General features: G+C 35.4%; 24 protein-coding genes, 7 tRNA genes and 1 other RNA gene. 21 read left to right on the top strand and 11 right to left on the bottom strand.

The annotated features are described in order from the left end of the window. Window positions 1-276: 276 nt before the first annotated feature. The 4 genes from coaE to ruvB are packed head-to-tail and all read right to left on the bottom strand — an operon-like array spanning window position 277 to window position 3,458. Window positions 277-900: a dephospho-CoA kinase gene (gene coaE / locus AC27VX_RS13930; RefSeq protein ID WP_488696167.1), complete on the bottom strand. Its 624-nt coding sequence runs from the start codon at window positions 898-900 to the stop codon at window positions 277-279. 9 nt (window positions 901-909) lie between these two features. Further along, on the bottom strand, window positions 910-1,776 hold the full coding sequence (locus AC27VX_RS13925) for an MBL fold metallo-hydrolase (protein ID WP_236856216.1): 867 nt from the start codon (window positions 1,774-1,776) through the stop codon (window positions 910-912). Window positions 1,777-1,789: 13 nt separating this feature from the next. Continuing rightward, entirely contained in the window at window positions 1,790-2,401 is a 612-nt protein-coding gene (locus AC27VX_RS13920) for an FMN-binding negative transcriptional regulator (protein ID WP_236856215.1), read from the bottom strand. 34 nt (window positions 2,402-2,435) lie between these two features. Beyond that, window positions 2,436-3,458 (bottom strand): Holliday junction branch migration DNA helicase RuvB, encoded by a 1,023-nt coding sequence (gene ruvB, locus AC27VX_RS13915; RefSeq protein ID WP_236856214.1) that lies wholly within the window; start codon window positions 3,456-3,458, stop codon window positions 2,436-2,438. 310 nt (window positions 3,459-3,768) lie between these two features. On the opposite strand from ruvB, the gene hutI reads away from it, so the two are divergent. The 4 genes from hutI (at window position 3,769) to AC27VX_RS13895 (ending at window position 8,612) form a co-directional block, all read left to right on the top strand. Continuing rightward, entirely contained in the window at window positions 3,769-4,995 is a 1,227-nt protein-coding gene (gene hutI, locus AC27VX_RS13910) for an imidazolonepropionase (RefSeq protein ID WP_236856213.1), read from the top strand. 23 nt (window positions 4,996-5,018) lie between these two features. Further along, window positions 5,019-6,092 carry a DUF695 domain-containing protein gene (locus AC27VX_RS13905; protein WP_488696164.1) on the top strand — a complete coding sequence of 358 codons (1,074 nt, stop codon included), beginning with the start codon at window positions 5,019-5,021 and terminating at the stop codon, window positions 6,090-6,092. 166 nt (window positions 6,093-6,258) lie between these two features. Then, window positions 6,259-7,182 carry a formimidoylglutamase gene (gene hutG, locus AC27VX_RS13900; RefSeq protein ID WP_236856211.1) on the top strand — a complete coding sequence of 308 codons (924 nt, stop codon included), beginning with the start codon at window positions 6,259-6,261 and terminating at the stop codon, window positions 7,180-7,182. A 137-nt stretch (window positions 7,183-7,319) separates the two neighbouring features. Then, window positions 7,320-8,612, top strand: coding sequence for an aldehyde dehydrogenase family protein (locus tag AC27VX_RS13895; protein WP_488696161.1), 1,293 nt, complete (start codon window positions 7,320-7,322; stop codon window positions 8,610-8,612). Window positions 8,613-8,744: 132 nt separating this feature from the next. On the opposite strand, the gene pyk is transcribed toward AC27VX_RS13895, so the two are convergent. The 5 genes from pyk to AC27VX_RS13870 are packed head-to-tail and all read right to left on the bottom strand — an operon-like array spanning window position 8,745 to window position 12,926. Further along, window positions 8,745-10,190, bottom strand: a complete 1,446-nt coding sequence (gene pyk, locus AC27VX_RS13890) for a pyruvate kinase (protein WP_236856209.1) — start codon at window positions 10,188-10,190, stop codon at window positions 8,745-8,747. Continuing rightward, complete coding sequence (locus AC27VX_RS13885) at window positions 10,183-10,656, bottom strand: IPExxxVDY family protein (RefSeq protein ID WP_488696159.1); 474 nt, start codon at window positions 10,654-10,656, stop codon at window positions 10,183-10,185. The genes pyk and AC27VX_RS13885 overlap by 8 nt, the downstream gene beginning before the upstream one ends. Then, a complete protein-coding gene (gene rnc / locus AC27VX_RS13880; protein WP_236856207.1) occupies window positions 10,634-11,398 on the bottom strand; it encodes a ribonuclease III in 765 nt (254 codons plus the stop codon). The genes AC27VX_RS13885 and rnc overlap by 23 nt, the downstream gene beginning before the upstream one ends. Window positions 11,399-11,407: 9 nt before the next feature. Beyond that, window positions 11,408-12,652, bottom strand: a complete 1,245-nt coding sequence (gene fabF / locus AC27VX_RS13875; RefSeq protein ID WP_236856206.1) for a beta-ketoacyl-ACP synthase II — start codon at window positions 12,650-12,652, stop codon at window positions 11,408-11,410. A gap of 34 nt (window positions 12,653-12,686) precedes the next feature. Next, a complete protein-coding gene (locus tag AC27VX_RS13870; protein WP_002976354.1) occupies window positions 12,687-12,926 on the bottom strand; it encodes an acyl carrier protein in 240 nt (79 codons plus the stop codon). Between the two features lie 432 nt (window positions 12,927-13,358). Here AC27VX_RS13870 and AC27VX_RS13865 point away from each other — a divergent pair, with 432 nt between their 5' ends. From AC27VX_RS13865 to AC27VX_RS13855, 3 genes are all read left to right on the top strand, one after another. Continuing rightward, a complete protein-coding gene (locus AC27VX_RS13865; protein WP_236856205.1) occupies window positions 13,359-14,774 on the top strand; it encodes an aldehyde dehydrogenase family protein in 1,416 nt (471 codons plus the stop codon). A gap of 74 nt (window positions 14,775-14,848) precedes the next feature. Then, complete coding sequence (locus tag AC27VX_RS13860; protein WP_236856204.1) at window positions 14,849-15,640, top strand: AraC family transcriptional regulator; 792 nt, start codon at window positions 14,849-14,851, stop codon at window positions 15,638-15,640. A gap of 102 nt (window positions 15,641-15,742) precedes the next feature. Then, window positions 15,743-16,303 (top strand): NADPH-dependent FMN reductase, encoded by a 561-nt coding sequence (locus AC27VX_RS13855; RefSeq protein ID WP_236856203.1) that lies wholly within the window; start codon window positions 15,743-15,745, stop codon window positions 16,301-16,303. Between the two features lie 284 nt (window positions 16,304-16,587). Here AC27VX_RS13855 and AC27VX_RS13850 read toward each other — a convergent pair whose 3' ends face one another. Next, window positions 16,588-16,992 (bottom strand): hypothetical protein, encoded by a 405-nt coding sequence (locus tag AC27VX_RS13850; RefSeq protein WP_488696146.1) that lies wholly within the window; start codon window positions 16,990-16,992, stop codon window positions 16,588-16,590. 184 nt (window positions 16,993-17,176) lie between these two features. Here AC27VX_RS13850 and AC27VX_RS13845 point away from each other — a divergent pair, with 184 nt between their 5' ends. Then, a complete protein-coding gene (locus AC27VX_RS13845) occupies window positions 17,177-19,318 on the top strand; it encodes a zincin-like metallopeptidase toxin domain-containing protein (RefSeq protein ID WP_488696144.1) in 2,142 nt (713 codons plus the stop codon). Window positions 19,319-19,322: 4 nt separating this feature from the next. Continuing rightward, the gene (locus AC27VX_RS13840; RefSeq protein ID WP_488696142.1) at window positions 19,323-19,667 is read left to right on the top strand and encodes a hypothetical protein; all 345 of its coding nucleotides are present in this window, start codon (window positions 19,323-19,325) and stop codon (window positions 19,665-19,667) included. A 220-nt stretch (window positions 19,668-19,887) separates the two neighbouring features. Here AC27VX_RS13840 and ssrA read toward each other — a convergent pair. Beyond that, window positions 19,888-20,286: a transfer-messenger RNA gene (gene ssrA / locus AC27VX_RS13835) on the bottom strand. A 269-nt stretch (window positions 20,287-20,555) separates the two neighbouring features. On the opposite strand from ssrA, the gene rpsU reads away from it, so the two are divergent. The 12 genes from rpsU to AC27VX_RS13775 all read left to right on the top strand — a co-directional run bounded on the left by rpsU (window position 20,556) and on the right by AC27VX_RS13775 (window position 25,346). Continuing rightward, window positions 20,556-20,753, top strand: a complete 198-nt coding sequence (gene rpsU / locus AC27VX_RS13830) for a 30S ribosomal protein S21 (protein ID WP_045501128.1) — start codon at window positions 20,556-20,558, stop codon at window positions 20,751-20,753. 78 nt (window positions 20,754-20,831) lie between these two features. Then, complete coding sequence (locus tag AC27VX_RS13825) at window positions 20,832-21,719, top strand: phage lytic cycle repressor MrpR family protein (RefSeq protein ID WP_488696194.1); 888 nt, start codon at window positions 20,832-20,834, stop codon at window positions 21,717-21,719. Then, window positions 21,716-22,006, top strand: a complete 291-nt coding sequence (locus AC27VX_RS13820; protein WP_236856198.1) for an HPF/RaiA family ribosome-associated protein — start codon at window positions 21,716-21,718, stop codon at window positions 22,004-22,006. Before AC27VX_RS13825 ends, AC27VX_RS13820 begins: the two co-directional genes overlap by 4 nt. A 107-nt stretch (window positions 22,007-22,113) precedes the next feature. After that, a tRNA-Thr gene (locus AC27VX_RS13815) sits at window positions 22,114-22,187 on the top strand. Window positions 22,188-22,204: 17 nt separating this feature from the next. Then, a tRNA-Tyr gene (locus tag AC27VX_RS13810) sits at window positions 22,205-22,285 on the top strand. Between the two features lie 87 nt (window positions 22,286-22,372). Further along, window positions 22,373-22,445: transfer RNA gene (locus tag AC27VX_RS13805), tRNA-Gly, on the top strand. An 89-nt stretch (window positions 22,446-22,534) separates the two neighbouring features. Then, window positions 22,535-22,608, top strand: a tRNA-Thr gene (locus AC27VX_RS13800). A 20-nt stretch (window positions 22,609-22,628) separates the two neighbouring features. Beyond that, window positions 22,629-22,709 (top strand) — tRNA-Tyr (locus tag AC27VX_RS13795). 87 nt (window positions 22,710-22,796) lie between these two features. Beyond that, a tRNA-Gly gene (locus AC27VX_RS13790) sits at window positions 22,797-22,869 on the top strand. Window positions 22,870-22,910: 41 nt separating this feature from the next. Beyond that, a tRNA-Thr gene (locus AC27VX_RS13785) sits at window positions 22,911-22,982 on the top strand. 318 nt (window positions 22,983-23,300) lie between these two features. Further along, window positions 23,301-23,981 carry a response regulator transcription factor gene (locus AC27VX_RS13780; RefSeq protein ID WP_488696139.1) on the top strand — a complete coding sequence of 227 codons (681 nt, stop codon included), beginning with the start codon at window positions 23,301-23,303 and terminating at the stop codon, window positions 23,979-23,981. Further along, window positions 23,982-25,346 (top strand): ATP-binding protein, encoded by a 1,365-nt coding sequence (locus tag AC27VX_RS13775; RefSeq protein WP_236856196.1) that lies wholly within the window; start codon window positions 23,982-23,984, stop codon window positions 25,344-25,346. It begins immediately after the preceding gene. Window positions 25,347-25,380: the final 34 nt, after the last annotated feature.

Raw genomic sequence — 25,380 nt, 5'->3', positions numbered from 1 at the left:
GCTTTTTTTTTGCTCTATGAAAAATTTTTGATAGTAGCTTATGTGATTGAAATAAAAGAGATAGAATAAAATATCTTCCACTTTATTCTTTGCTCTGTCATCCATTCAAATAGGATCTGTAAATGAGTAATAAAGCATCCTGTTAAGGCTATACGTAGTCTTTTTTATTATGGTTGAGGGTTGACAGAAAACTTTTTATACGATCTAAAAGCTGGGATAAAGTGTACTCTTTCTGGACAGAAAAAGAGGCTTTCCTTTTAGGGTAGCCTCTTTTATTTATTCAATACTAAAGATTACTTTTTCAGTCTGTTCCTTTAGTTCCTCCAGATTAGTGTTATTGTAGATAATGCAATCCGCCATTTTGATTTTGTCTCTTTCTGACATTTGTTTTTCCATGACAGCTTCTACTTCACGGTAGGTCTTATGATCCCTGTCCATGACTCTCTTAGTTCTGATGTTATCTTCAGCAGTTACCAAAAGAGATTTATAACATTGTCTGTTGAGTTTTAATTCAAATAACAATGCTGTTTCTTTGAAAATTAAATATTTAGTCTGCTTTTTCACCCAATTTTCAAAATCAATTCGCACTGCCGGATGGATGATTTCATTTAATTGGTGAAGAAGATCTTTATTATTAAAAACGTTTTCTGCAACAAATTTTCTGTCGTAAAGGCCGTCTTTATCATAAGCCTTTTCTCCTAGCAGTTCTTTAATTTTGACCTTTAAGTCTTCACTCTCATTGACGATGGCTTTTGCCCGGTCATCAGAATAGTAAACCGGAAAACCGAATTCCTCAATAAAATGAGCTACTGTAGTCTTTCCAGAACCAATTCCACCTGTTAATCCTATGATCTTGGGTTCCGGTTCCGCTTGCTGTGTTTCAGAATGCAATTCCTCCATATTTAAAAATTAATATCCAAAAACATCATTAAAGCTGAAAGTCTCATCAAGTCTTACCCCTTTTTCAGTCATTTTAAGACTTGCCAGCTCGTGGTGAGCATCATGTTCAAAGAAAAGTAAATATTCATTATCTATACATTGTTTTAGAAACTTACCTTTCTCCTCCAATGTTAAAAGAGGTCTTGTGTCATATCCCATCACATACACCTGATTGATGTGTCCTGCAGTAGGAATAAGATCTGCAGCAAATACAACGGTTTTTTCCTGATATTGAATAACCGGAAGCATTTGCTTTTCTGTGTGCCCATCTACAAATATGACATCCATCTTCAGATCCGGTGCAAAACCGTAATTGCCGGTTGTAGGAAGTGGTAGAAAGTTTAGTTGTCCGCTTTCCTGAATAGGCATAATGTTTTCTTTAAGGAAACTAGCCTTTTCCCTTGCATTAGGCTCCGTTGCCCATTGCCAATGATTTTCATTTGTCCAGAAGTGTGCATTTTTAAAAGCAGATCTGTATCCGGTTCTGTCATCATTCCACTCTATAGCACCGCCACAATGGTCAAAGTGAAGGTGGGTAAGGAAAACATCCGTAATATCTTCCTTTACAAAACCATATTTTTTTAAATTTTTATCAAGATTATCATCTCCCCAAAGAGAATAATGGCCGAAAAATTTATCATCCTGTTTGTTACCAAGACCGCAGTCTACCAGAATAAGTTTCTTTCCGTCTTCAATAAGCAGGGAACGTGTTCCAAGCTCGATTAGGTTTTTTTCGTCTGCCGGGTTAGTTTTTTCCCACAGACTCTTTGGGACGACTCCAAACATGGCACCGCCATCCAGTTTAAATTTTCCACATTGTATTGGATATAGCTTCATATGTATATTTTGATTATTTTTTTATTGATTTCATTTTGTCAGCAATCTTTCTGGCATTATCATCTGATTCTTCAAGATGAGAAATGATATTATGAAAATCTGCTTCTTTTCTGTTTTGAGACAGCTTCTGTTTGATAAATATTTCGGTAGGAAGAATTTTAACTCCAAAAGCACCTTTCATCTCTTTTTCCACAAACTCCTTTCCCATATCTTTTACCATCATTGGGCACTGCTGGAATTTTTCGTATTTTGAAGTTAGTTTTTCTAAATGAGCATAGAGTTCATCATGATTCATTACTTCAATTTTACCATAAATCTGTACCGCCTCATAGTTCCATGTAGAAACATTGACGTGATCATACCAACTGCTGGATATATAAGTATGAGCCCCTAAAAAATCGCATAGAACTTCATCGCCGTTCTTCAATGTTTTTGCCTGCGGATTAGCTCTTGAAATATGAGCTTCAATATAAGGATTTTCAGAATCATCCTCATTCAGAATCATCATAGAATGAGTAGCGCGGATTTTATCCACCGATGAAATGAGTAAAGCAAAAGAATTTTCTCTGATGATCTGTTTCATCACATCATAATCTTCACTTCTGTATAATTTAGGTATGAACATAAACTTTCACTAAGTTTTAAACCCTGAGCTTTAGTTAAAAAAGCTCTCCCGGATTTCGGGGTAATGCAATATTTAAATGTTTATAAGCTTTATCTGTAACCTCCCTGCCTCTTGGAGTTCTGATAATGAACCCTTCCTGAATCAAAAATGGCTCGTATACCTCTTCCAATGTTTCAGGATTTTCAGCAATTGAAGTTGCCAGAGCAGAAATTCCCACTGGTTTTCCTTTGAAGTTTTCAATCATGACCCGCATGATCTTATTGTCCATTTCATCCAGTCCGAACTCATCTACATTCAGAGAATTTAGCGCGTACTTGGTAATAGTTATCTCTATTTCACCATTCCCTTTGATCTCTGCAAAATCTCTTACCCTTCTTAGCAGTGCATTGGCAATTCTGGGAGTTCCGCGGCTTCTTCTCGCAATCTCAATAGCAGCATCCTCATAAATAGCAACACCCAGCACTCTTGCACTTCTTTGAATAATCATTGATAAAAGTTCAATAGAGTAGTATTCCAGCCTGCTTTGAATTCCAAATCGGGCAAGCATTGGCTTGGTAAGCATACCACTTCTGGTAGTCGCCCCAACTAATGTAAAAGGATTCAGCCCGATCTGTACACTTCTTGCATTAGGACCTGTCTCCAGCATGATGTCGATTTTATAATCCTCCATGGCAGAATATAGATATTCCTCTACAATCGGAGAAAGACGGTGAATCTCATCAATGAAAAGAACATCATTTTCTTCCAGATTAGTTAGTAAACCAGCTAAACTTCCCGGCTTATCCAATACAGGGCCCGAAGTGATTTTGCAGTTTACCCCAAGCTCATTGGCTATAATATTGGCTAAAGTTGTTTTTCCAAGACCTGGAGGCCCATGTAACAAAACATGGTCCAGTGCACCGCCACGTCTTTTGGCAGCAGTCACGAAAACCTCAAGATTTTCCAGTGTTTTTCTCTGTCCTGCAAAATCTTTAAAGCTCTGAGGACGTATTTGCTCTTCCTGCATCAGCTCCTCTCGTGAGTAGTTTTCTTTATCTGGATGTAAAAAATCTGGCATTAATTCATTTCATTTACCTCAAAGATAGGAAATTTAGAATAAGGTTGAGGAGTAGAATAAGAAAAGGTTAATATTGAGGCCTGGCTTTAGCTCCAGGTTAAAAATGAGGGCAGATAAGATTGAAATATTTGGGATATTTTGATTATTTTTGAGAGTAATTAAAAATTGAATTATTACCGATTTACTTTTTTAATCTGTTCGGATTCCTTCGGAATAACTAACCGGACACTTGCCTTATGATGCCGCAAGCATCTAAATATTGAAAATTATAAAACATTATAATTCATTTTCTAACCTTTAGCCTTAATACATGAAATTAATAGGACCATTTAAGCAGGTAGTAACACTTGCCAACTTACCTTTAAGAGGAAAACTTTCCGATGATCAAATCGAAATTATTGTTGATGGAGGAATTGTAGTTAATCACAATGTCATCCAAAAAATTGGAAACTTTGAAACATTAAAATTAGAAAACCCCAACATAGAAATCGAACAGATAGAAGAAGATCAGATTGTTCTTCCTGCCTTTGTAGACTCTCATACCCACATATGTTTCGGAGGTAACCGTGCCAATGACTTTGCAATGCGTAATGCGGGTAAGACATACCTGGAAATTGCAGAAAGTGGCGGCGGAATCTGGAGCTCTGTACAGCATACAAGAAATGCTTCGGAAGAAGAATTACTGAAAACCCTTTTAGAAAGAATCAATTTCCTTGTTGACTTAGGAATTACAACCATTGAAGTGAAAAGCGGATATGGCCTGGATGTGGAAAACGAGTTGAAAATGCTTCGTATCATAAAAAAGGCACAGAATTCTACAAAAGCAACATTAGTTTCCACTTGTCTCTCTGCTCATTTAAAACCTAGAGATTTTGAAGGAAGCAATTCTGAATATTTAAACTATATCATTACCGAGATTTTACCAAAAGTAAAAGAAGAAGATTTAGCGAAACGTGTGGATATCTTTATTGAAAAATCGGCATTCCAGCCCGAAGAAAGTAAAGATTTCTTGCTTAAAACTAAAGAATTAGGTTTTGAAATTACCGTTCATGCAGACCAGTTTACCCCGGGGAGTTCAAGAATTGCTGTGGAAGTAGGTGCTAAATCTGCTGATCATTTAGAGGCGACGATTGATGAAGATATTGAATTTTTAGCTCAGTCTGATACAGTGGCTACTGCTCTTCCGGGAGCAAGCTTAGGATTAGGAGAAAAATTTACTCCTGCCAGAAAATTACTTGACGCAGGAGCTATTGTGGCTATTGCAAGTGACTGGAATCCGGGATCTGCCCCAATGGGGAATTTAATTACCCAGGCTTCAATTTTAGCTACCTTCCAAAAATTAACAACTGCTGAAATACTGGCAGGAATGACTTTCCGTGCTGCATATGCTCTTAACCTGGAAGACAGAGGAAAACTGGAAGTGGGGAAAAAGGCCGATTTTGTTACCTTTAAAACCAATAATTTCCAAAATGTACTTTATAATCAGGGAAGTTTAAAAGCAGAACATGTTTATATTAACGGAAATAGTATTGATTAAATAGTAAAAAACCTATTGAGTATATGGAAGAAAAACACAATGAACTGAAACTTAATTACCGAGAATTTTGGGATTGGTTTTTAACAATGGAAAAGAATTTTTATGAAGTTGTTGAAAAAAAAGATGTGAAAGCTATTGAAAAAGATTTTTTTGATGTTATCGCTCCTAAACTTAATCAGGTGAATGAGGGATATTATTTCCTGACCGGAATGTCTGATGATATTACCGCAGAATTGATTATTACTGTAGAAGGAGAAATAAAGAATATTGTTTTTGCAGAAGAACTCATTGATGCTGCTCCCAAACTCAGCCATTGGAAATTTACAGCGCTAAAACCTGCAATGGATATACAGCAGATTAGTGTCAGTATGGGCGATTATCAATTCTCTAAGGATACTATTTTCTTCTATTCCAATGAACAGGAAGAATATCCGGATGAGATTGATCTTGTTTTTGTCTTTAAAGGCAATGCCGAAAATAAAGATAAAATCACTACAGGAGTCTGTATCTTTTTGGATAACTACTTAGGAGAATTAAACTTTGCAACGCAGATCGATACCTTTACGGTTGTTGGGATAAACGAAGCTGAGAAAGAACTTGTCCCTATTGAAAAGCTGAAGGATTTTCTGCAATGGAGGGAAAGAGAATTTGTAGAAAAGTATAAAAGTGCAGAGAGAGCTGATAAGGAAGCCGAATTTTCAATTCTAAGAGCTGACCTGGAAAATGGCAGACCTCTTCTTGCCTGTATGGATATGTCTTTACTAAAATATGATGCAAAAACTTCCTACCCATGGGTGGCGGTACTTAAAATTTACTATGATGGAGATAATAATGATGGGCTCCCTGAAAAAGAGGATTTCGAAAAATTAAGCGATATTGAAAATAAAGTGATTGACGAACTACAAGGAGAAGAATATCTGTATATTGGAAGAGAAAGTGCTGATAATGTAAAGGAAAGTTACTTTGCAGGAAAGGATTTTAGGAAGATTTCTAAAGTTTTCAATGCGATAAAGCAGGATAATCCAGAATATAGAATCTCTCCCGGAATTTTTAAAGATAAATACTGGCAGTATTTTAAATATTATACAGAGAACTAAAAGTAAATTTTACTTTAACAAAAATAAACAAATGTGGAAGAACTCTCTTCCACATTTGCTTTTTAATGAAGGGTGACTAAACACTGATATTGTTTTTTTATATAAACAATATTAATTAGCTTTACTGAATATAATGATGTGACTAAAATTGAATTTTTAAAGAATTATGTTTCAAAATATTTGGCAGGGTAGAATGGATGGAGAAGAACTTCTCTTCCACAGACTATTTCAGAGAGTAAAAGAAGAACACAATTATGACAATATTGTAACCAATGACTTTGCTTTACATGGCTTTGCTGTGGACGAAGGAGTCAGGAGAAATAAGGGCCGTCAGGGAGCAAAAGATGCTCCAGATGTGATTAGGAAAAATATGTCTAATTTTCCGGTTATTCTTCCGGATTTTTCCATGCTTGATTTTGGAAACGTTACTTGTGAAGACGGTAATTTGGAAAACACCCAGAATAATCTTGCTAAAAATGTTTCAAAAGTACTTTTGAAAGGTGGAAAATCTCTTGTTCTGGGCGGAGGGCATGAAGTTACGTATGCTCATTATTTAGGCGTTAAAACGGCCTTTCCGGAACAGAAAATAGGAATCATTAATCTTGATGCCCATTTTGATAACAGACAACCAGAAAAAGGAGTAGGGCCAAGTTCCGGAACAGGATTTTGGCAGATCGCACAAGAAAAACCTATTAATTCTCTTCATATCGGTATTCAGAGGAATTCCAATACCTTAAAACTTTTTGATACCGCACATCAGTACGGAATGAAATACATTCTAGCCGATGAATTGTTCTTTGAGAATCTTCCCTCGATCTATCAACGCATTGATGATCTGCTGGATACCGTAGATTTTGCTTACCTTACTATTTGTATGGATGTTTTTAATGCTTCTATCGCTCCGGGGGTTTCTGCTTCGGCTTATAATGGTATCTTTGCAGATGCAACCTTTATGCATTTTTACAGACATATTTTAAAAAACAAAAAACTGGTTGCACTGGACGTAGCTGAAGTTAATCCGTCTTTCGATATTCAGGACAGGACGGCAAGGCTGGCAGCATGTCTGGTGAATGAATGGCTAATGATATAAGGTAAGGTTCTATTTTTCCGATAGAGAAAATCATTTTTTTATTGACCCTTAGGGAATGGAATTTGCTGATTTCAGCGTGCTTTTAAAATGAAAGCACTCATAAATTCATTAGCTGAATTTAAAACAGAAATTATATTATGGAACAATTAATTGAAAGCAAGCTTATTAAAGCAGATAAAGCGTTTTCAGTGTGGAGAAAAGTGTCGTTTGAGGAAAGACAGAAGTTAATTGCCAAAGCAGCAGAAATTTTAAAAGATAATTCAGAGAAGTTTGGAAGGATCATTACTACGGAAATGAATAAACCTATTTCAGAATCAATTGCTGAGGTAGAAAAGTGTGCATTAATGATGAATTATTATGCCGCTGCTGAAAATATTCTAAAACCTGAAAGAGTTGAATCTGAATTTACTTACTCTGAAGTGCATTATGCTCCAAAAGGGGTGATTCTAGGTGTAATGCCTTGGAATTTTCCTTTCTGGCAGGTATTGAGATTTGCTGTTCCGGCTATTTTGGCAGGAAACACAGTGGTTTTGAAACATGCTTCAATTTGTTTCGGAAGTGGAAATGCAATAGTAGATGTTCTTTTGGAGGCAGGGTTTCCAGAAGGAATTTTTCAGAATCTTGAAGTAGGGCATCAGGCTGTAAAGGAAATTCTTGAACATGATGTTGTAAAAGGAGTGAGCTTGACAGGCAGCGGAAAGGCAGGTGGTGAAGTTGCTTCGATAGCTGGTCTAAATATCAAAAAATCTTTACTTGAACTAGGGGGAAGTGATGCTTTTATCATTTTTGAGGATGCGGATCTGGATAGTGCTGCAAAAGCTGGAGCAAAATCGAGACTTCAAAACTGTGGGCAAACCTGTACTGCTGCGAAAAGATTTATTATTGATGAAAAGATTGAAGATGAGTTTTTACCAAAATTCATTGAAGAATATAAAAAATATGAGATTGGAGATCCTTTAAATAAGGAAACTAAGTTGTCAGGGATGGCAAGACCAGACTTAGCCGATGAATTGGAAGCTCAATTCAACAGAGCGTTGGAAAATGGGGCAGAAATCATTATTCCTCTGGAAAGAATTTCTGAGAACGAATTTAAACCCGGCCTAATCAGAGTTCAGGAAGGCAATCCTATTCTAAAAGAAGAACTTTTTGGACCTCTTGGAATGATAATGACCTCTAAGAATGATGAGGAAGCTTTACAGATGGCAAATGATATTCCTTTCGGACTGTCAAACTCTGTTTGGACGAAGAAAGTAGAACGTCAGTTATTCTTTATTGAAAACCTGGAATCCGGAACGGTCAATATCAACAGAATGACGAGTTCTGACCCTCGCTTCCCATTTGGAGGAAGTAAAGCTTCAGGATATGGTACAGAGCTATCGCTATTCGCTTTAAAAGAATTTGTGACGGCAAAGACTATCGTAGGAAATTAATATTTTGTATCATGCAAGATGATGTGTTATGATACGAACTTTATATGGTAAAATAAACGCTCCCGGAAATTAATTTCCGGGAGCGTTTTATAGATGTTGGCAAACTACCTATAATTTGCCTTTTCTTTTATATTAGACGGTAGTCAATCTCAATGTATTTGTTTTTCCACCTTCATAAGATGGGGTGGCATTGATGTTGATTACGAAATCTCCGGTTTCAATAAAACCATAATTATGCGTTAACATATTCACCTGGATAATCGTTTCGTCAGTAGACTTCTTCATATCATAATAATAAGCATGAACACCCCAAAGAAGGTTCAGCATAGTAATAACTCTTTTGTTACCACTGTACACAATGATTTGGGAATTCGGTCTGTGAGCCGCAAGCTGGAAAGCTGTATAGCCAGAATGGGTAAGGGTTACAATAGCAGAAACATTAGTTGTTTTAGCAATTCTTACTGCTGCAAGACATACTCTGTTAGTGATGAATCTCTCATCGATACAGTTGTAGTCTTTTTCAATAGGTTCATTTTTATGTTGATAGAAATGAGTAGTCTCAATGTTTTTAACAATTTTCGCCATGTTTTCCACAACCTGTACCGGATACCTTCCTACAGAAGTTTCTCCTGATAGCATTACCGCATCCGCTCCGTCCAGTACAGAGTTGGCAACATCATTTACTTCCGCTCTTGTTGGCGTTAAGCTGTTGATCATCGTTTCCATCATCTGAGTAGCAATGATAACCGGTTTAGAATAGAATCTTGCTTTTTCTACCAGATTTTTCTGGATAGCAGGAACTTCTTCCATTGGAACTTCCACACCCAGGTCACCACGGGCAACCATCAGTCCGTCACATTCTAATAGAATTTCTTCAATATTTTTTACCCCTTCAGGTTTTTCAATCTTCGCAATAATTGGAGTTTTGAATTTACCATTTGGATGTTTTGCAATTAATTCTTTAAGGTCGATAATATCCTGAGCATGACGTACAAAAGAAAGGGCCATCCAGTCAACTTCCATATCAAGCATGAAGTTGGCATCCTGAACATCCTTTTCTGTCAATGCAGGAAGAGATACCTGGGTATTAGGCAGGTTCACTCCTTTCTTAGAACTTAGAGGTCCGCCTTGGATTGTTTTAGCTTTTACAGTATCCTTCTCATTGGTTTCAATAACCTCCAATACAAGCTTCCCATCATCAATAAGGATTCTTTCCCCTACTTTTACATCCTGTGGAAACTGTTGGTATGTCATATAAACCTTGGTAGAGTCACCTTCCATCTTTTCATTAGTGAAGGTAAGAATATCTCCAGGGTTCAGATAAGAACCTTCTTTTACAACGCCTACTCTTAATTTCGGCCCCTGCAGATCTCCCAGAATACCCACTGAATAACCATACTCGCTGTTTAGCTCTCTAATTATTTCAATATTTGATCGAACTAAGTCGTAATCTGCATGTGAAAAATTTATTCTGAAAATATCAACACCCGCTTTCATTAAATCTAACATAACCTCCTTCGATGATGAAGCAGGCCCTAGTGTTGCGATAATTTTTGTCTTCTTTAAATACTTATTCATAATACTGGATAATTTGATAAAGTTCCTCATCAGAACTCAGTGTGTAATCTTGAATTGGAAACACAAGATTTTCAGGGAGCAAAATTACGGAAAAATCAGGAAACTGTTCCGAACTATGCAAAATATATTCTACATCTACCTGATTATTTAATAAAAATTTAATGTTTTCTTCTTCTGTAAAAAGTTCAGTTTGAACTTTTTTTTGCTTACTTTCAGAAGATTTGTTTGAAATAAATGTAAAACAGGTTTTAGAAAACTTGTGATAGGCTTCAAATCTTGGAAAAAAATAATCATAATAGCCTCCGTGAAAGACAAGATCTTTTTTTCTTGAAAAACTGAGGTTATTTGTTTTATTTATTTGGTAGAAAAACTCGTGAGCGGGTATATCTTTTGCTAATCTTACCAATCCTATGGCAATATCTTCAAATTCTATCTCATCCAGATCATAAAGTTTTTGAATTTCCAAGTATATTTTCTTTTTTATTTAAAATATAAAATGCCCTTTGCGCAGCCTTTTCTTCAGCTTTCTTTTTGGAAGTTTCTGTTGCATTGGCAATTTTCTCATCTCCCAGCCATACATGGCATCTGAATACAACCGACTTATTGACCTGTATTTCCTCACAGGTTTCGTACTTTATGTTTACCTTCTTCTTTTGGCTCCATTCTAGAAGGAGGCCCTTATAGCTTACAATTTTATTTTCTAGCTTGTTTATTTCGGAAGGCGTCAGTAATTTTTCCAGAATAATCCTTTTACAGGCATCATAATGGAAGTCTAAATAAACGGCACCGATTAAGGCTTCAAATAAATTTCCGGAGATATTCTCACCTAAAGCTGATGAACTGTTTTGCTTTTGCAAAAAACTGGTAAGCTTAAGGTCTTCTCCTAATTTATTAAGGTTTTTCCTATTAACAATCTTAGATTTCATCTGTGTCAGGTATCCTTCATTGGCTTGAGGATAGGTCTGAAACAAATGACAAGAAATAATTGTACCCAAAACAGAATCTCCCAAAAATTCAAGTCTCTCATAGTTGCTGTCTTGATTTTTAGAAGAATTTTTTAAAGAAAAAGCTTCACGGTAAAGAGCAATATTTTGTACCTCTGTACCCAATACTTTTTTAAGCTCGGTACTAAGGAAAAAGTCTCTTTCCGTTAATTGTCTTTTTCTTTTTTTGAGAAGGAATTTAGAAAAGTATTTCTGTAACTCCATTCATTGAATTTAGATTTTCTTAAATAGAACGCAAGCATTATGCCCGCCAAATCCAAAAGTATTGCTCATGGCTACTTTTACATCTTTCTTCACAGCTGTATTAAACGTAAAGTTTAGTCTGCTGTCAATATTTTCATCATCAGTAAAATGGTTGATGGTAGGAGGAACAATACCATGAATAATAGTTCCTAACGCAGCGATAGCCTCAATAACTCCGGCTGCTCCTAAAAGGTGGCCAGTCATTGATTTTGTAGAATTAATCTGAATATCATAAGCATGCTCGCCTAATAATCTTGAGATTGCATTGGATTCTGCGATGTCTCCTAATGGAGTAGATGTACCATGCATGTTGATATGATCTACTTCATCAGCAGTTAAACCTGCGTCTTCCAAACAGCTCTTCATTACCAGATAAGCGCCAAGGCCTTCAGGGTGAGGGGCAGTCATGTGATGTGCATCAGCACTTAAACCTCCTCCTAATAATTCTGCATAAATTGTAGCACCACGTTTTACAGCGTGCTCATATTCTTCAAGAATGATCGTTCCTGCACCTTCACCTAATACAAATCCATCTCTGTCTTTGTCAAAAGGTCTTGAAGCTGTTTTCGGATCATCATTTCTTGTAGAAAGTGCCATCATTGCATTAAATCCACCGACACCACTTGCTGTAACGGCTGCTTCAGAGCCTCCGCATACAATAACGTCTGCTTTTCCTAATTGGATAAGCATTTTGGAATCAATTATCGCATTTGCTGAAGAAGCACAAGCAGATACAGTAGTATAATTTGGTCCGTGGAAACCGTATTCAATAGAGATATGGCCAGGAGTGATATCCGCAATCATTTTTGGGATAAAGAATGGATTAAATCTCGGGATTTCCGTATTTGCCCATCCTAGTACTTCCGTTTCAAACGTCTCTAAGCCTCCGATTCCGGAACCCCAAATTACACCGACTCTGTTTTTATCTACATTGTCTTCCATAATTCTGGAATGTGCTACAGCCTCTCTGGCAGCAACAAGTCCCAATTGGGTATTTCGGTCCATTTTTTTAGACTCTTTCTTCTCGAAATGCTGTAATGGATCGAAATTCTTGACTTCGCAAGCGAACTTTGTTTTAAAGTTTGTGGCATCAAAAAGAGTAATCGGAGCGGCACCGCTCTCACCTTTTACAAGATTTTCCCAGTATTCTTTTGCATTATTTCCTATTGGTGTTATTGCTCCAAACCCGGTTACAACTACTCTTTTTAATTCCATAAACTTTGTTTAATTTCTTTTTTGTTGAAGAATATTATTTATTTACTACTTCTTCGATGTAAGCGATAGCGTGTCCTACAGTAGTAATTTTTTCAGCTTGATCATCAGGGATTTGAATATTAAATTCTTTTTCAAATTCCATGATTAACTCAACTGTATCTAGTGAATCAGCTCCTAAATCGTTAGTGAAGCTAGCTTCAGGAGTTACTTCTGTTTCTTCAACGTCAAGCTTATCAGCGATGATAGCTTTTACTCTTGATGCAATGTCTGACATAGTAAATTATTTTTTTAATTGTTAGATGGTGCAAATATATAAAATTCTTTACGATAAAACATTTTTTTAGTCTTTTTTGTGGACTGAGGGCTCTCATTTTAGATCATAAAGGTTTAGTCTTTTAGTTTTCAGTTATTTATATTTAAGTGTATATAGGTTGTTTATTTTCTAATTTAAGATAAGTTGACCCATTTCTAACCTGAGTTGTTTTGAATAAGGATCGTTTTTACCGTGTTGGGAGATCGTTCTTATATAAAACATTGCTGATTTTCCCCTATATGGTTGTCATAAAATTAGTACAATTAGCTTTTTTTGAATAGTAAATCATTCTTTTTTTTTTGAGCTTTTTAACAAAGTTTAATTGAGCTTTACAACAAAATGATGGCTTTGTAATTATCGGAACTTTGTCCTATAAAATTTAAATAAATACATATGAAAAGTATAGACAAAGCCTACATTGATGGCGAATTTACAAGCTTACATGGTAAAGAAATCTTTGAGTTGATCAATCCATCAAATCATCAGAAAATAGGAGAGGTTGTATTAGGAGATGAAACAGATACTCAAAAAGCTGTTGCTGCGGCGAAAGAAGCTTTTAAAACATTCTCAAAAACGAGTATTGAACAACGTATTACAATTTTAGAAAACCTGCAAAAAGCTGTAAAACAAAGAAAAAATGATCTTATTGAAACCATGATTCTGGAATATGGGGGAACAAGACAGTTTTCCATAATGAGTTTTCAGAATATGGTGAGTGCTTTCGATAATATGATTGAAACGTTACGTCATTTTGAATTTTCCAGAAAAGCAGGAAATACTTTGGTGCAGATGACTCCGGTAGGAGTAGTGGGGATTATTACCCCCTGGAATTCCAGTAATAGCTTTATCTGCAGTAAATTTGCGACTGCTGTTGCAGCAGGTTGTACTGTAGTAGTGAAACCTAGTGAAATGAGTGCATTACAGACTCAGATTATTATAGAGTGTTTTCATAGTGCAGGACTTCCTAAGGGAATTTTTAACGTAGTGAATGGATTAGGGGATGTCGTAGGAAATGAAATTGTTAACAATCATGATATTGCAAAAATATCATTTACAGGTTCTACTCAGACAGGAAAAATGATAGCAAAAGGAGCAGTAGATTCAATGAAGAGGGTAACGCTGGAACTTGGAGGGAAATCTCCTAATATTATTCTTGATGACTCAGATCTGAATACGGTAATTCCACAGGCTGTTTTTGGGGCTTATATGAATAGCGGACAAGCTTGTATCGCACCTACCCGTTTACTCGTTCCCCGATCAAAAATGGAAGAAGTGAATGCAATTGCAAAAGTAGCTGCTCAACAGGTTGTGGTTGGTAATCCGGAAAATGAAGATACGAATGTAGGGCCAATGGTTTCTGCAAAACAATATGAAAGAGTACAGTCTTATATTCAGCTTGGGGTAGAAGAAGGAGCTGATTTATTAGCTGGTGGTACAGGAAAGCCTCACGGTCTTGAAAACGGGAACTTTGTAAAAGCGACTATTTTTACCAATGTAAGGAATGATATGAGAATTGCACAGGAAGAAATTTTCGGTCCTGTACTTTCTATTATTCCATATGATAATGAAGAAGAAGCGGTGGCAATAGCTAATGATACAGCTTATGGGTTAGCTGCTTATATATCTTCCTCAGATGAGAAACGTGCCCTGAATGTGGCTTCGCAGATTGAAGCGGGAAGAGTTTGTGTTAATGGCTTTAAGCATGATCCTTTAGCTCCTTTTGGTGGTTTTAAGCAGTCTGGGATAGGCAGAGAATTCGGAGCTTACGGATTAGAAGAGTATCTGGAGCCGAAATCAATTTTAGTATAAAGAAATAATTAAAAACACTATCTTTAACAGTCGGGCCAAAAGAACTTTGACCTGGCTTTATATTAAGTATAACAATGTCTGAAAACTTAGACTATATTAATTACTCCTGTTACTTTACAGTTTTTCGTGAAGGGGAACAGTTTGTTTCATATAATGCTTTGTCGATGGTGATCTCCGGGGAGATGGAGCTCAATGACGGAGAATACAGAAAAGTGTTCCGAAGCGGAGATGTATATCTGGTGAGAAAGAATCAACTTTTGAAATTTCTTAAAAGGCCTGGGGAAGAGATGGGATTTAAATCTTTATCCATCAGGTTTGATGATGAAATGTTGAAAGATATGCGTCGTGAAGAAGATTTTGTAATCCAGGAAGAAATCAAATCACCGGTTTTTACAGATCTGTCGCAGGTTCCGCATTTGAAATATTTCATGGGTTCTTTGTTGCAATACCAGTCTCTTTTAGAAAATAAATCACCGGAATTAGCTTTACTGAAACAAAAAGAAGCTCTGTTGCTTTTGTTCAGTCATGATCCTTCATTGAAAAATGTTTTATATGATGTTTCTGAGCCTTATAAAGTCAACCTTGAGGAATTTATGCAGAAGAACTATCACTTTAATGTGAAGCTTGACCGTTTTGCTTATCTTACAGGGAGAAGCCTCGCTTCCTTTAAAAGGGATTTTCAGAAAGTATTTGGAATAACACCGGGAAAATGGCTGCTTCAAAGAAGGCTGCAGGAAGCGCGGTACCTTCTGGAAAAAGGAAAAAGGGCCTCCGATGTTTATCTTGATCTTGGATTTGAAGACTTATCTCATTTTTCATTTGCCTTTAAAAAGCAGTTTGGATTGCCGCCGAGTATGGTATCGTAATAATATTCGGGCTTATTTTATATAATGATTCATCTTTCTATGATGTTCTCATCTTGTTTTGCTATATTACATAACATAACAAAATCACTTAAAACTATTATTATGCAGAAAGTAATTGGGCTTATCGCAGGTAGTCTGCGTAAAGAGTCTTTTTCAAAGAAGATATCACGAACATTGGTATCCATGGCACCTCAGGGATTTGAATTTAAAATTATTTCAATTGAAAACCTGCAGGTGTATAATCAGGATTTTGATGATGATAATAATGTTCCTGAATCTTATGTAAAATTCAGAGAAGAAATTAAAAATATCGACGGGGTTATTTTTATTACTCCCGAGCATAACAGATCTGTTCCAGCAGCCTTAAAAAATGCTATAGATATTGGCTCTAGGCCCGCAGGAAAAAATATATGGAATGGTAAACCGGGAGCGGTATTCAGCAATTCCCCGGGCAACGTGTCAGGTTTTGGAGCGAATCATCACTTGAGACAAAGTCTTGTTTCTCTCAATGTGCCTGCTATGCAACAGCCGGAAGTTTATTTATCTCATATTGATAAAGCGTGGGATGAAAATGCAGATTTAAAAGATCAGGGGACTAAAGATTTTCTTCAGAAGGCGGTAAATGCTTATGTTGAATGGTTTAAAAAGAATAGCAATTCTTAAAATAACCTACTTACTAAACTTTACTGGGCATAAGACGGAAAGGCAAGTGTTAGCTTACATAAACAAAACTGATGTTGAAAAAGCAAAATCAACAGCAAAAATTTTTAAAAGTCTTGGGTATTAAGATGCTTAGAATAGTAATAAGTATTATTGATGATGTGCTGACCGTATGACTTTATTGAAATTAAAATGTTGCTGTCTCAAAGCGTTCTCAGAATGACAAAAGTCAAATTATTTGACATTTGAGACAGTAACATTAAAGAAATAACTTTGATATTAGGATATCAAGGTTGTCCTGACAAGAATTCTTCCACAGGACTCGTATCGAATGAATATCCAGTCTCATCATCTTTGTCAAAAGCAAATCTTAATCCCAATTCAAACATTACATTAGGATTCTTAGAGCTTACGTCACAGATGATAATATCATCATCAAAAACATTTTGTACAATGGTTTTCTGGATAACACGCACATCTTCGCTTTCACTTATAAGTCTGGTTCTAAACCCTGCTTTTTCAGTAACAGACGTTATAATTTTCTTGACTTCTTTCCAATGCCCTGGCGGGTAGCCTTCAGTGTCAGCAATTGACATGATTAAACCACATACTGGACGATTATCTTCTTTCTGGCTGTTGGCTTTCTCTTGTGCGTTATTGTCATTTTCTATGTCATCTCTTTTTTTGGTCATGGTTAAATATTTTGGAAGCAAATGTAGATGAAATACTTATTTAAGAATCTATAGATGAAAAGTAAGAAGAATGGAATAAGAATTCTCAACATATAATTTTCATAATAACTTTAAAACAAATTTTAATGTGACAAGTTTTGTCGTTACCCGTATCTACATTTGGCTCACAATAAATCCAAATGATATGATACAGAGATTAGAGTATGTTTTAAGTAGAAACATTGACAGTCCTTTAAGAGAAAACAGTGTGTTTTATGAAACCTTTGTTGTTCCTCCAGAGTTAAAAGACAACTATCCCAAGTCAGAAAAATACAGTGTAGTTCATCATCAGGCTGTTTTCTGTAAAAGTGGAATAGAAGTTTTTGACAGATACGAAAAGGACAAAATAGAGTCTGACTACTTTACTATTTACTACGAGGAGACTTCCAAAAATACCAGTAACTTTTTTGGTACGGCTTGTAGGGTGAAAATGGGAGATTATGCAAGGCAAAGATTAATAAGAGATTATAACAGTAAGGGAAAAACCATTAATTATGATGGCAATACAGTAGATGGAAGTGTCTCAGATTTTAATGGTCTTATCAAACTAATTGCTAAAGATTACGGAATCGATGATACACTATTGAAAGGTGCTATTTATTTAGAAATACTTGAAAAAAGTAAAATCAACGAAGCCTTTAAAAAAGTATCTTCATTAAACAACCAACTGGCAGACTGGCTAAGAGGTGGTATTGAAGCCACTGAAAAGTGGAAGTTTGCAGAGGAGAATTATGACTACATAAAATTTTATGTTGAACCTATGTATAACAATTTCCAAAATAAAGCTGGTGGCAGTGGCTTTCCCAAACAAGAAGTAAAATACAAACCCATTATTCCTGTTCCGTTCACTTGCAATGAATATAAAAACATGTCTGACAATCAACAAGGGATTGCAGAAACAGGATTGAAAAAACTTTCAGAGTTTGTTGCCTCGTTTGATGAAATTTCTACTGCTGCTGTTTTTAATATCGTGGCAGCAACACCTACTATTGCTGATGATATTTTGTTTGCTGTTACATTTCTTGTAAAAAACTTTATAGAAGATAACATGCCTGACAGTATAAAAAATATTTACAATCAATTAAAGGTATTATTTAAAGAAATTCAGGATATTGTTTCAGATATAGGAAGTATAATTACAGAAAAATTAAATCAAGAAATTGCAAAAATCAATGCTTTTCTCTGTGGAATACTCAACGGGCTTATCTCTTTGGTTCAATTGATTATCATGCTTTTAGCAATGATAGTAGACAATATTCCTATCTTTGAATTAGAGAAAGCCAGTGCCTTGGAATTGGCAAAACATCAGGAGAAACTTGAATTTATAGAAGATTTTGTAGATTTATTTGATAAAAATGCAAAAGAATTTCTTCATGGTATTAAAAAACTTTTTACTGATGATAAAATTTGGAAAGACCTTTCTGCTTTTATCTCAGGTTTGGCTAAAAAAATTTCTAACTATAATGAGTATTTTTGGGCTTACTTTATTGGAGGAGTTGCCTTTGAGTTGATTTTAGATGCTGTTATTGCTTACTTTACAGGTGGAAGTTCATTAGTTGCAGAAGCTTCTGCAAAAATTAGTAGATTAACAGCTAAAGCAGAACAGGCTGGAGCAAAAGCTCTTAATTTTGGAAAAGGTTTAGGGAGGAAAATTGCAAATTCCACAAAAGACCTTTATAAATGGTTGGAAAAAGAGTTTTTGGAATTGTTAGAAGCGATAAAAAATGGGAGATTAGCTAATTACTTAAAGACCAAGTTTAACCAAATGTTAGGAAGAGAAGAAGAAGTCTTTGATGAATTATTGGATGAGTTAGGCTGGGAAGGGAAATCAGCAAGCAAGCGTGGGAAATTCTTGGGAAGAGAGTTTATGAATAATAGGCAAATGAAGGCTCTTGAAAAGTATATTGCAGAAGTTTTGGGAGATGTAGGAGTGGTTATGCGAAAAGGAGAAGATAAGTTTTTAGATGCCAGTGGAGCTCAAGCAGGATTCTCTCCAACAAGCAGAGAATTATTCTTTAGGAAAAAGTTTACTTTTTATGAGGCTTTTCATGAGATACAACATGCTTTAGAGTTTAAATTGTTGGAAAAAGAGGCGTATTTGGAAGGAGCAACTGGTACATTGGCACAAAAGTTTACAAGAACTTATAAACGAGAAAAATGGGTTTATGACAAAATAATGGAGAAGAAGCATTTGTTTAATGATTTGGAATTGGAAAATGCAGAATGGGTTTTAAATAGGGCAATAAAAGATTTAGAATTAGTAGGTATTGATTATAAAAAACTATAGTAAAATGGAAAATAAAGAAAAAAAAGTAATAGAAATCGCACTAAAAGTGTTAGAACAATTGAAATTTCAATATGGAAATTCAGAAGAAGAATTGGAATTCATGAAAAAAACTCTCCATTATGAAAATGAAAAAATGTATGATGGAAAAGTTTGGGGAAGTTATACTTTTGCTATTTTTCATAATGTTTTTGATATACCAACAGTTTATCACTGTATTATAGACGCAGAAACAATGACAGTAAAGGGCATTAGAGAAGATTTAGGAGTACAAGAGATAATTTATAATAAAGAAGGTAAAGCAACAGGAATAAAATTTATTAGTGCTTCCTTTCCTTACGATAAACAATAGAATGTTGAATCACAGCTTCACATAGATATTTGGATATTTAAGAATAATTTGATAAAAGGAATTAAAAAAAGTTTCTTTAAAAATTAAATAATTATGATAACAAAGGAAGAAGCCTATAATGAAATTAAAAACTATTTGGATAGAAGTAAACTCTATAATTAGCACCTTAATTAGTATCTGAAATTTAAAAACCCTATAAATAAGTAATTTACAGGGTTTTTTGTGGAGTTGGAGGGATTCGAACCCTCGTCCAAACAAGCAATACATAAGCTTTCTACATGCTTATTCTACCATTAGTTTTCGACTGGAGGCAGAGGATAGACACCCAACTTCCAGCTTATCTTCTAAGGTTTTCGAGTTTTAGCTGAAGCATCTAAAACCTTATTTCTACATTACTATATCTCAGGATCAAACGCCGTAGAACGGAGCATTTGTGAGACATCTTGCTTCCTTACTATCTTCGGGAAAGCGCTTGAATCTTACTTTATTCGGATTAAGCTGCAAGAGCGAACTCTTCGTTGCCAGTTAAAATTTTGTAGCAAGGGATTATAGAGATCGCGCTACGGTTCTCTGCATGCTTACTTACCCATTGATCTTGCTGTCGAAACCAGTCAACCCCATGAATAAAGTGACTGCAAAGATAATGCTTTTTGTTTACATATCATTAATATGAAATGTTTTTGTGAAATAAGGAAGAGTTGTTTGGGAGATAACTCAGTTTTTAACTTGAGTGTTTGTTCATTGTGGATAAAAATAATTTAGCCGTAAAATACTTTTAATAAAGGGTTTTGGGAAATATTTTGGATAAATATATTATTCTTTAGGCTAATATATTTTGTGTTTTAAGAAAAAAGGTTTAGTTTTGCAATCCAAAATGAGATGTAAAATATGTTAATAATTCCAGTAAAAGATGGTGAATCCATCGACAGAGCTTTAAAAAAATACAAGAGAAAATTTGATAAAACAGGTACGGTTCGTCAATTAAGATCTAGACAAGCTTTTATTAAGCCTTCTGTAACTTTAAGACAATCTAAACTAAAAGCGGCTTACAAACAAAGAGCGCTTAGTAAGGAAGAACAGGCTTAAGATTTTTTCTTAACCATATACTAATTCACTTCTTAAATTCTTATATTTGAGGAGTGAATTTTTATTTTTATACCTATGATGCTGGAAAAGTTTTTAGACTATCTGCAATTCGAAAAAAGATATTCTCCTCATACTGTTACAAGCTACAAAAAAGACCTTGAAGACTTTTCTCATTTCTATCTCCGAACAGAATCTTCCGAAAATCTGGCGAAAGCAGACAAGAAAATTATCAGAAACTTTATTGTTGAATTAAGTGAAAATAATATTTCTAAGAGAAGTATCAATCGGAAATTATCTTCTCTCCGAAGTTTTTATCTCTTCCTTCTTAAGATAGGCGAAATTCAAGTTTCTCCCACAGAAGGTGTTTCTTCCCTGAAATTTTACGCTGAAAAGCAAATCCCCATGTCTAAAGAAGAAATGGAGGGTCTCAATGAAAAGATTGCAGAAGGAAATCATGATATATTGGAAAGATGTATCATTGAAGTACTTTATCAGACAGGAATGAGAAAAGCCGAACTTTGTGGCCTGATATTTGAGAATGTTAATATAGACGGAAATGAATTAAAAGTAATCGGAAAGGGGAACAAACAAAGAGTGATTCCTGTTTCCAAAGACTTGTCTGAACTTCTGCGTGATTATTTAAAAATAAGGAAGCCACAGACAGAATATCAATCCTGTTTTTTTGTGAACAAGAAGGGGAAAAAACTCAATGAAAAATTTGTTTATCTGGTAGTTAATAAGTACCTTAGTCTTGTAACAACGAAAGAAAAGAAAAGTCCTCACATCCTTCGGCATAGCTTTGCTACTCACGTATTGGATAATGGGGCGGAGATCTCCAAAGTGAAAAAAATATTAGGGCATTCCAGTCTTGCCAGTACTCAAGTTTACACGAATGCTAATATTGAACAATTGAAAAAAGTGTTTAATCAAGCTCACCCTCGAGCATCAAAAAAAGAAGAATTATGAAGATTTCAGTACAATCAATTGGTTTAACTCCACACGAACCACTAGAATCACACATCGACAAAAAAGTTAGCAAACTAGAAACCTTCTATGACAAAATTCACGAGTGTAAAGTGTTTTTGAAAGTAGAAAATAACGCGGATAAAGCTAATAAAACAGCAGAGCTTGTTTTGGCGGTTCCGGGAGACGATATCGTAGTAAAGAAGACTTCTGCAACTTTTGAAGAAAGTTTAGACCTTTGTGTTGATACTGCTAAAAAGCTATTAATCAAGAAAAAAGAAATGGCATAAAAAAAAAGTTAAAAAAAGTTTATAAAAAATTTGAGAATTCAAAAAATCCGTTCTATCTTTGCAATCGCAAAAAAGGAACAGTGATCTTTTGAATTCTTTTTTAATTTGCCTCCATAGCTCAGTTGGCCAGAGCACGTGATTTGTAATCTCGGGGTCGTGGGTTCGAATCCCTCTGGAGGCTCATTATATAAAATATCTGGGGAGATTCCAGAGTGGCTAAATGGGACTGACTGTAACTCAGTTGCTTCGGCTTCGTAGGTTCGAATCCTGCTCTCCCCACATTTTATTTAAGAAAAAAAACTTGCAGGATTAAATAATTATTCTTAGTTTTGCACAGCGTTTACCAATAGTTTTGGAAACAAAATTGCGGAAGTAGCTCAGTTGGTAGAGCGTCAGCCTTCCAAGCTGAATGTCGCGGGTTCGACCCCCGTCTTCCGCTCAAAAAATTACACTTTTAGAGTGATTTTTTTTAACACTGAAATGTGTAGAGTAGAGTTTCTCAACCACTTTCAGTCTAATTATTAAAATGCCTCCATAGCTCAGTTGGCCAGAGCACGTGATTTGTAATCTCGGGGTCGTGGGTTCGAATCCCTCTGGAGGCTCATTTTAATATAAAATATCTGGGGAGATTCCAGAGTGGCTAAATGGGACTGACTGTAACTCAGTTGCTTCGGCTTCGTAGGTTCGAATCCTGCTCTCCCCACATTTTATATTACAAAAAATACTTGCAAGTCTCAAGATTTATTCTTAGTTTTGCACAGCGTTTACCAATAATTTTGGAAACAAAATTGCGGAAGTAGCTCAGTTGGTAGAGCGTCAGCCTTCCAAGCTGAATGTCGCGGGTTCGACCCCCGTCTTCCGCTCAAAAAGAATCATGCTACTTAGTGTGATTTTTTTATTTGATGCCGACTTAGCTCAGCGGTAGAGTGCTTCCTTGGTAAGGAAGAGGTCACGGGTTCAAGTCCCGTAGTTGGCTCTCGATTTTCCCGAATTTAATTCGGGAATTTTTTTGTCCTTACTCGAATAATACCTATCAAACGCAATGCTTGAGGGCAATGTCAAAAGTTTAGCAAATCTGGATAGAAAAAAAATGAATCTGGTTGTTTCGCCTTGCATTATTTCATATCCGTATGTTTTGTGTTCCTGCTAACGGATAAGATCCACAAAATATGTGAAACACGTGTTTGTATTTTATGTTAAAAAATTAAAAGAAATAGTCTTTCAATTTTGTTTCAATACTTTTTAAAATCGTAATCCTAAAAATTTTCGTTAAATTCGTATAAAATAATTTTTGATGAATATTCTTTTATTAGAAGACGACCTCATTCTTTCTGCTGAACTTTGCCGATTTTTAGAATCCAATAATTTCAACTGTGATAAAATATATGATGGAGAAACATTTCTTCGTCAGATTAAAAATAATACATACGATCTGTATCTGCTCGATATCAACGTTCCGAAAATAAACGGGCTGGATGTATGTCAGACGATTCGTTCTTTTGATAAAAATACCCCGATCATTATTATTTCGGCCTATGGAGATATTTCAGATAAAAAAGATGCCTTTACGCGTCTAGCTGACGATTATCTTGTAAAGCCTTTTCAGTTTGAAGAGCTGCTGTTAAGAATGAATTCCCTGCTGAGAAGGAAAGCTCCTTCAGATACCGCAGATCAGGATATTCTGAGGGTTGATGATCTTATTATCAATAAAACAGAGCAGAAGGTGTATCGTGGAGGAAATGAGATAACTCTTACATTAAAAGAGTTTCAGCTATTGGTTTATCTTGCGGAAGCGCAGGGAAGGACCGTATCTAAACAGCAGATTACAGAACACGTTTGGGAGCATAACTTTAATACGAATACGAATACCGTAGAAGTTTATATCAATTTCTTAAGGAAGAAAATTGATAAAGATTTTAAAATAAAACTGATTCACACCCGCTCCGGCTTCGGATATTACTTAAGTCCATTATAAATGTCTTTAAAAAGAAAGATAGCTTTAACGATCAGTATCGCCTTTTCATTGCTTTTTGGAATGGTGATGGCGGTGATCTATTTATCTTTTAATGATTTTAGAAGGGATGAATTTAAGGAAAGGTTCAGGCAGAGGTTAGAATTTACCACTCATTTTATATCAAAGTCTAAAGATTTTGAGGAAGAAGCGCCTGTTTTTTTTAATGAAAATTCAGATAATATTCTTTTGAACGAGAAAATTTTAATTTTCAACGAAAAGAAAGAGCTTATCTATAGTACAATCAAAGATAGAAATGTTACCTGGGATAGTGCTATGCTAAAAGAGCTGGATAGGAAAAAGATTATTTATACTGAAAAGACCGTTCCGGAGATTTATGCTGCACTCCGAAATATTAATGGTGAGAACTATTACATTCTTACCAGTGCATTTGATACCAATGGAAAATCAAAGTTGGGATATCTGAAATATCTTTTGATTGCGGCTTATGCAATGAGTACGCTTCTTATTGGATTTTTCAGTTATTATTTTGTAGAAAAATTTCTCCGGCCTTTAGAGGACCTTAATAAGGAAATTTCGGAAGTTACGGCTCATAAACTTACCACACAGATTCCGGTTCAGCAGTCAAATGATGAGATCAGTGTGCTTGCAAAATCTTTTAATACAATGATCGGAAGGCTGGATGATGTATTCCAGTCGCAAAAAGATTTTACAGCAAGTGCTTCCCATGAGATCAGGACTCCTATTACAAGAATGGCTTTTCAACTGGAAAATCTTATTAAATTTGAAGAACACTCTCCTAAAACTCTGTCTTCATTACAGCAGATTCAGCGGGATGTATACCAGCTGTCTGATTTAACCAATTCATTATTACTGCTTACAAAGTTTGATAAAGAAAATATTCAGACTATTTATGAAGAAGTGAGGATTGATGAAGTGATTTTTGAGGCCTTTGAAGGAGTAGAAAAAAGTTATCCTGATCTTAAACTTGATTTTTTAATCAGGGAAGATATTTCCGAAAACGCCTTTTTGACAATAAAAGGAATTCAATCACTGTTGGTTATTGTTTTTATTAATTTGTTTAAAAATGCAGCTGTCTATTCTGATGATACTGAGGTAAAGGTTCTGATTGCAGAAACCAACGAACATCTTTCCGTAGAGGTCATTTCCCATGGAGATACGATTTCCGAAGAAGAACAAACCAAATTATTTGAAGCCTTCACCAGAGGAAATAATTCTCAGAATATCTCAGGATCCGGGCTTGGGCTTAGAATTGTTAAGAGAATTCTTGAATATCACGACGCAGAAATTATTTATTCTTCACCAGGCGACTTCATGAATCAGTTTACCCTTACTTTTAAAAAATAAATTTCAATACCCAAGTTTCAGCGAATTAATCATA

This window comes from Chryseobacterium sp. 14P4.3.2, from assembly GCF_057799275.1.
Note: the sequence above shows the minus strand (reverse complement) of the source record. Positions and strands in the feature narration are given on the sequence as shown.

What these genes read in the sequence shown, in the direction of transcription:
- AC27VX_RS13920 (WP_236856215.1), bottom strand. Translation starts at nt 2,401, where the DNA reads ATGTTCATACCTAAATTATACAGAAGTGAAGATTATGATGTGATGAAA.
- rnc (WP_236856207.1), bottom strand. Translation starts at nt 11,398, where the DNA reads ATGGAGTTACAGAAATACTTTTCTAAATTCCTTCTCAAAAAAAGAAAA.
- hutG (WP_236856211.1), top strand. Translation starts at nt 6,259, where the DNA reads ATGTTTCAAAATATTTGGCAGGGTAGAATGGATGGAGAAGAACTTCTC.
- hutI (WP_236856213.1), top strand. Translation starts at nt 3,769, where the DNA reads ATGAAATTAATAGGACCATTTAAGCAGGTAGTAACACTTGCCAACTTA.
- AC27VX_RS13850 (WP_488696146.1), bottom strand. Translation starts at nt 16,992, where the DNA reads ATGACCAAAAAAAGAGATGACATAGAAAATGACAATAACGCACAAGAG.
- AC27VX_RS13855 (WP_236856203.1), top strand. Translation starts at nt 15,743, where the DNA reads ATGCAGAAAGTAATTGGGCTTATCGCAGGTAGTCTGCGTAAAGAGTCT.
- ruvB (WP_236856214.1), bottom strand. Translation starts at nt 3,458, where the DNA reads ATGCCAGATTTTTTACATCCAGATAAAGAAAACTACTCACGAGAGGAG.
- AC27VX_RS13775 (WP_236856196.1), top strand. Translation starts at nt 23,982, where the DNA reads ATGTCTTTAAAAAGAAAGATAGCTTTAACGATCAGTATCGCCTTTTCA.
- rpsU (WP_045501128.1), top strand. Translation starts at nt 20,556, where the DNA reads ATGTTAATAATTCCAGTAAAAGATGGTGAATCCATCGACAGAGCTTTA.
- AC27VX_RS13925 (WP_236856216.1), bottom strand. Translation starts at nt 1,776, where the DNA reads ATGAAGCTATATCCAATACAATGTGGAAAATTTAAACTGGATGGCGGT.
- AC27VX_RS13905 (WP_488696164.1), top strand. Translation starts at nt 5,019, where the DNA reads ATGGAAGAAAAACACAATGAACTGAAACTTAATTACCGAGAATTTTGG.
- AC27VX_RS13860 (WP_236856204.1), top strand. Translation starts at nt 14,849, where the DNA reads ATGTCTGAAAACTTAGACTATATTAATTACTCCTGTTACTTTACAGTT.
- AC27VX_RS13840 (WP_488696142.1), top strand. Translation starts at nt 19,323, where the DNA reads ATGGAAAATAAAGAAAAAAAAGTAATAGAAATCGCACTAAAAGTGTTA.
- AC27VX_RS13780 (WP_488696139.1), top strand. Translation starts at nt 23,301, where the DNA reads ATGAATATTCTTTTATTAGAAGACGACCTCATTCTTTCTGCTGAACTT.
- pyk (WP_236856209.1), bottom strand. Translation starts at nt 10,190, where the DNA reads ATGAATAAGTATTTAAAGAAGACAAAAATTATCGCAACACTAGGGCCT.
- AC27VX_RS13865 (WP_236856205.1), top strand. Translation starts at nt 13,359, where the DNA reads ATGAAAAGTATAGACAAAGCCTACATTGATGGCGAATTTACAAGCTTA.
- AC27VX_RS13845 (WP_488696144.1), top strand. Translation starts at nt 17,177, where the DNA reads ATGATACAGAGATTAGAGTATGTTTTAAGTAGAAACATTGACAGTCCT.
- AC27VX_RS13820 (WP_236856198.1), top strand. Translation starts at nt 21,716, where the DNA reads ATGAAGATTTCAGTACAATCAATTGGTTTAACTCCACACGAACCACTA.
- AC27VX_RS13895 (WP_488696161.1), top strand. Translation starts at nt 7,320, where the DNA reads ATGGAACAATTAATTGAAAGCAAGCTTATTAAAGCAGATAAAGCGTTT.
- fabF (WP_236856206.1), bottom strand. Translation starts at nt 12,652, where the DNA reads ATGGAATTAAAAAGAGTAGTTGTAACCGGGTTTGGAGCAATAACACCA.
- AC27VX_RS13825 (WP_488696194.1), top strand. Translation starts at nt 20,832, where the DNA reads ATGCTGGAAAAGTTTTTAGACTATCTGCAATTCGAAAAAAGATATTCT.
- AC27VX_RS13870 (WP_002976354.1), bottom strand. Translation starts at nt 12,926, where the DNA reads ATGTCAGACATTGCATCAAGAGTAAAAGCTATCATCGCTGATAAGCTT.
- coaE (WP_488696167.1), bottom strand. Translation starts at nt 900, where the DNA reads ATGGAGGAATTGCATTCTGAAACACAGCAAGCGGAACCGGAACCCAAG.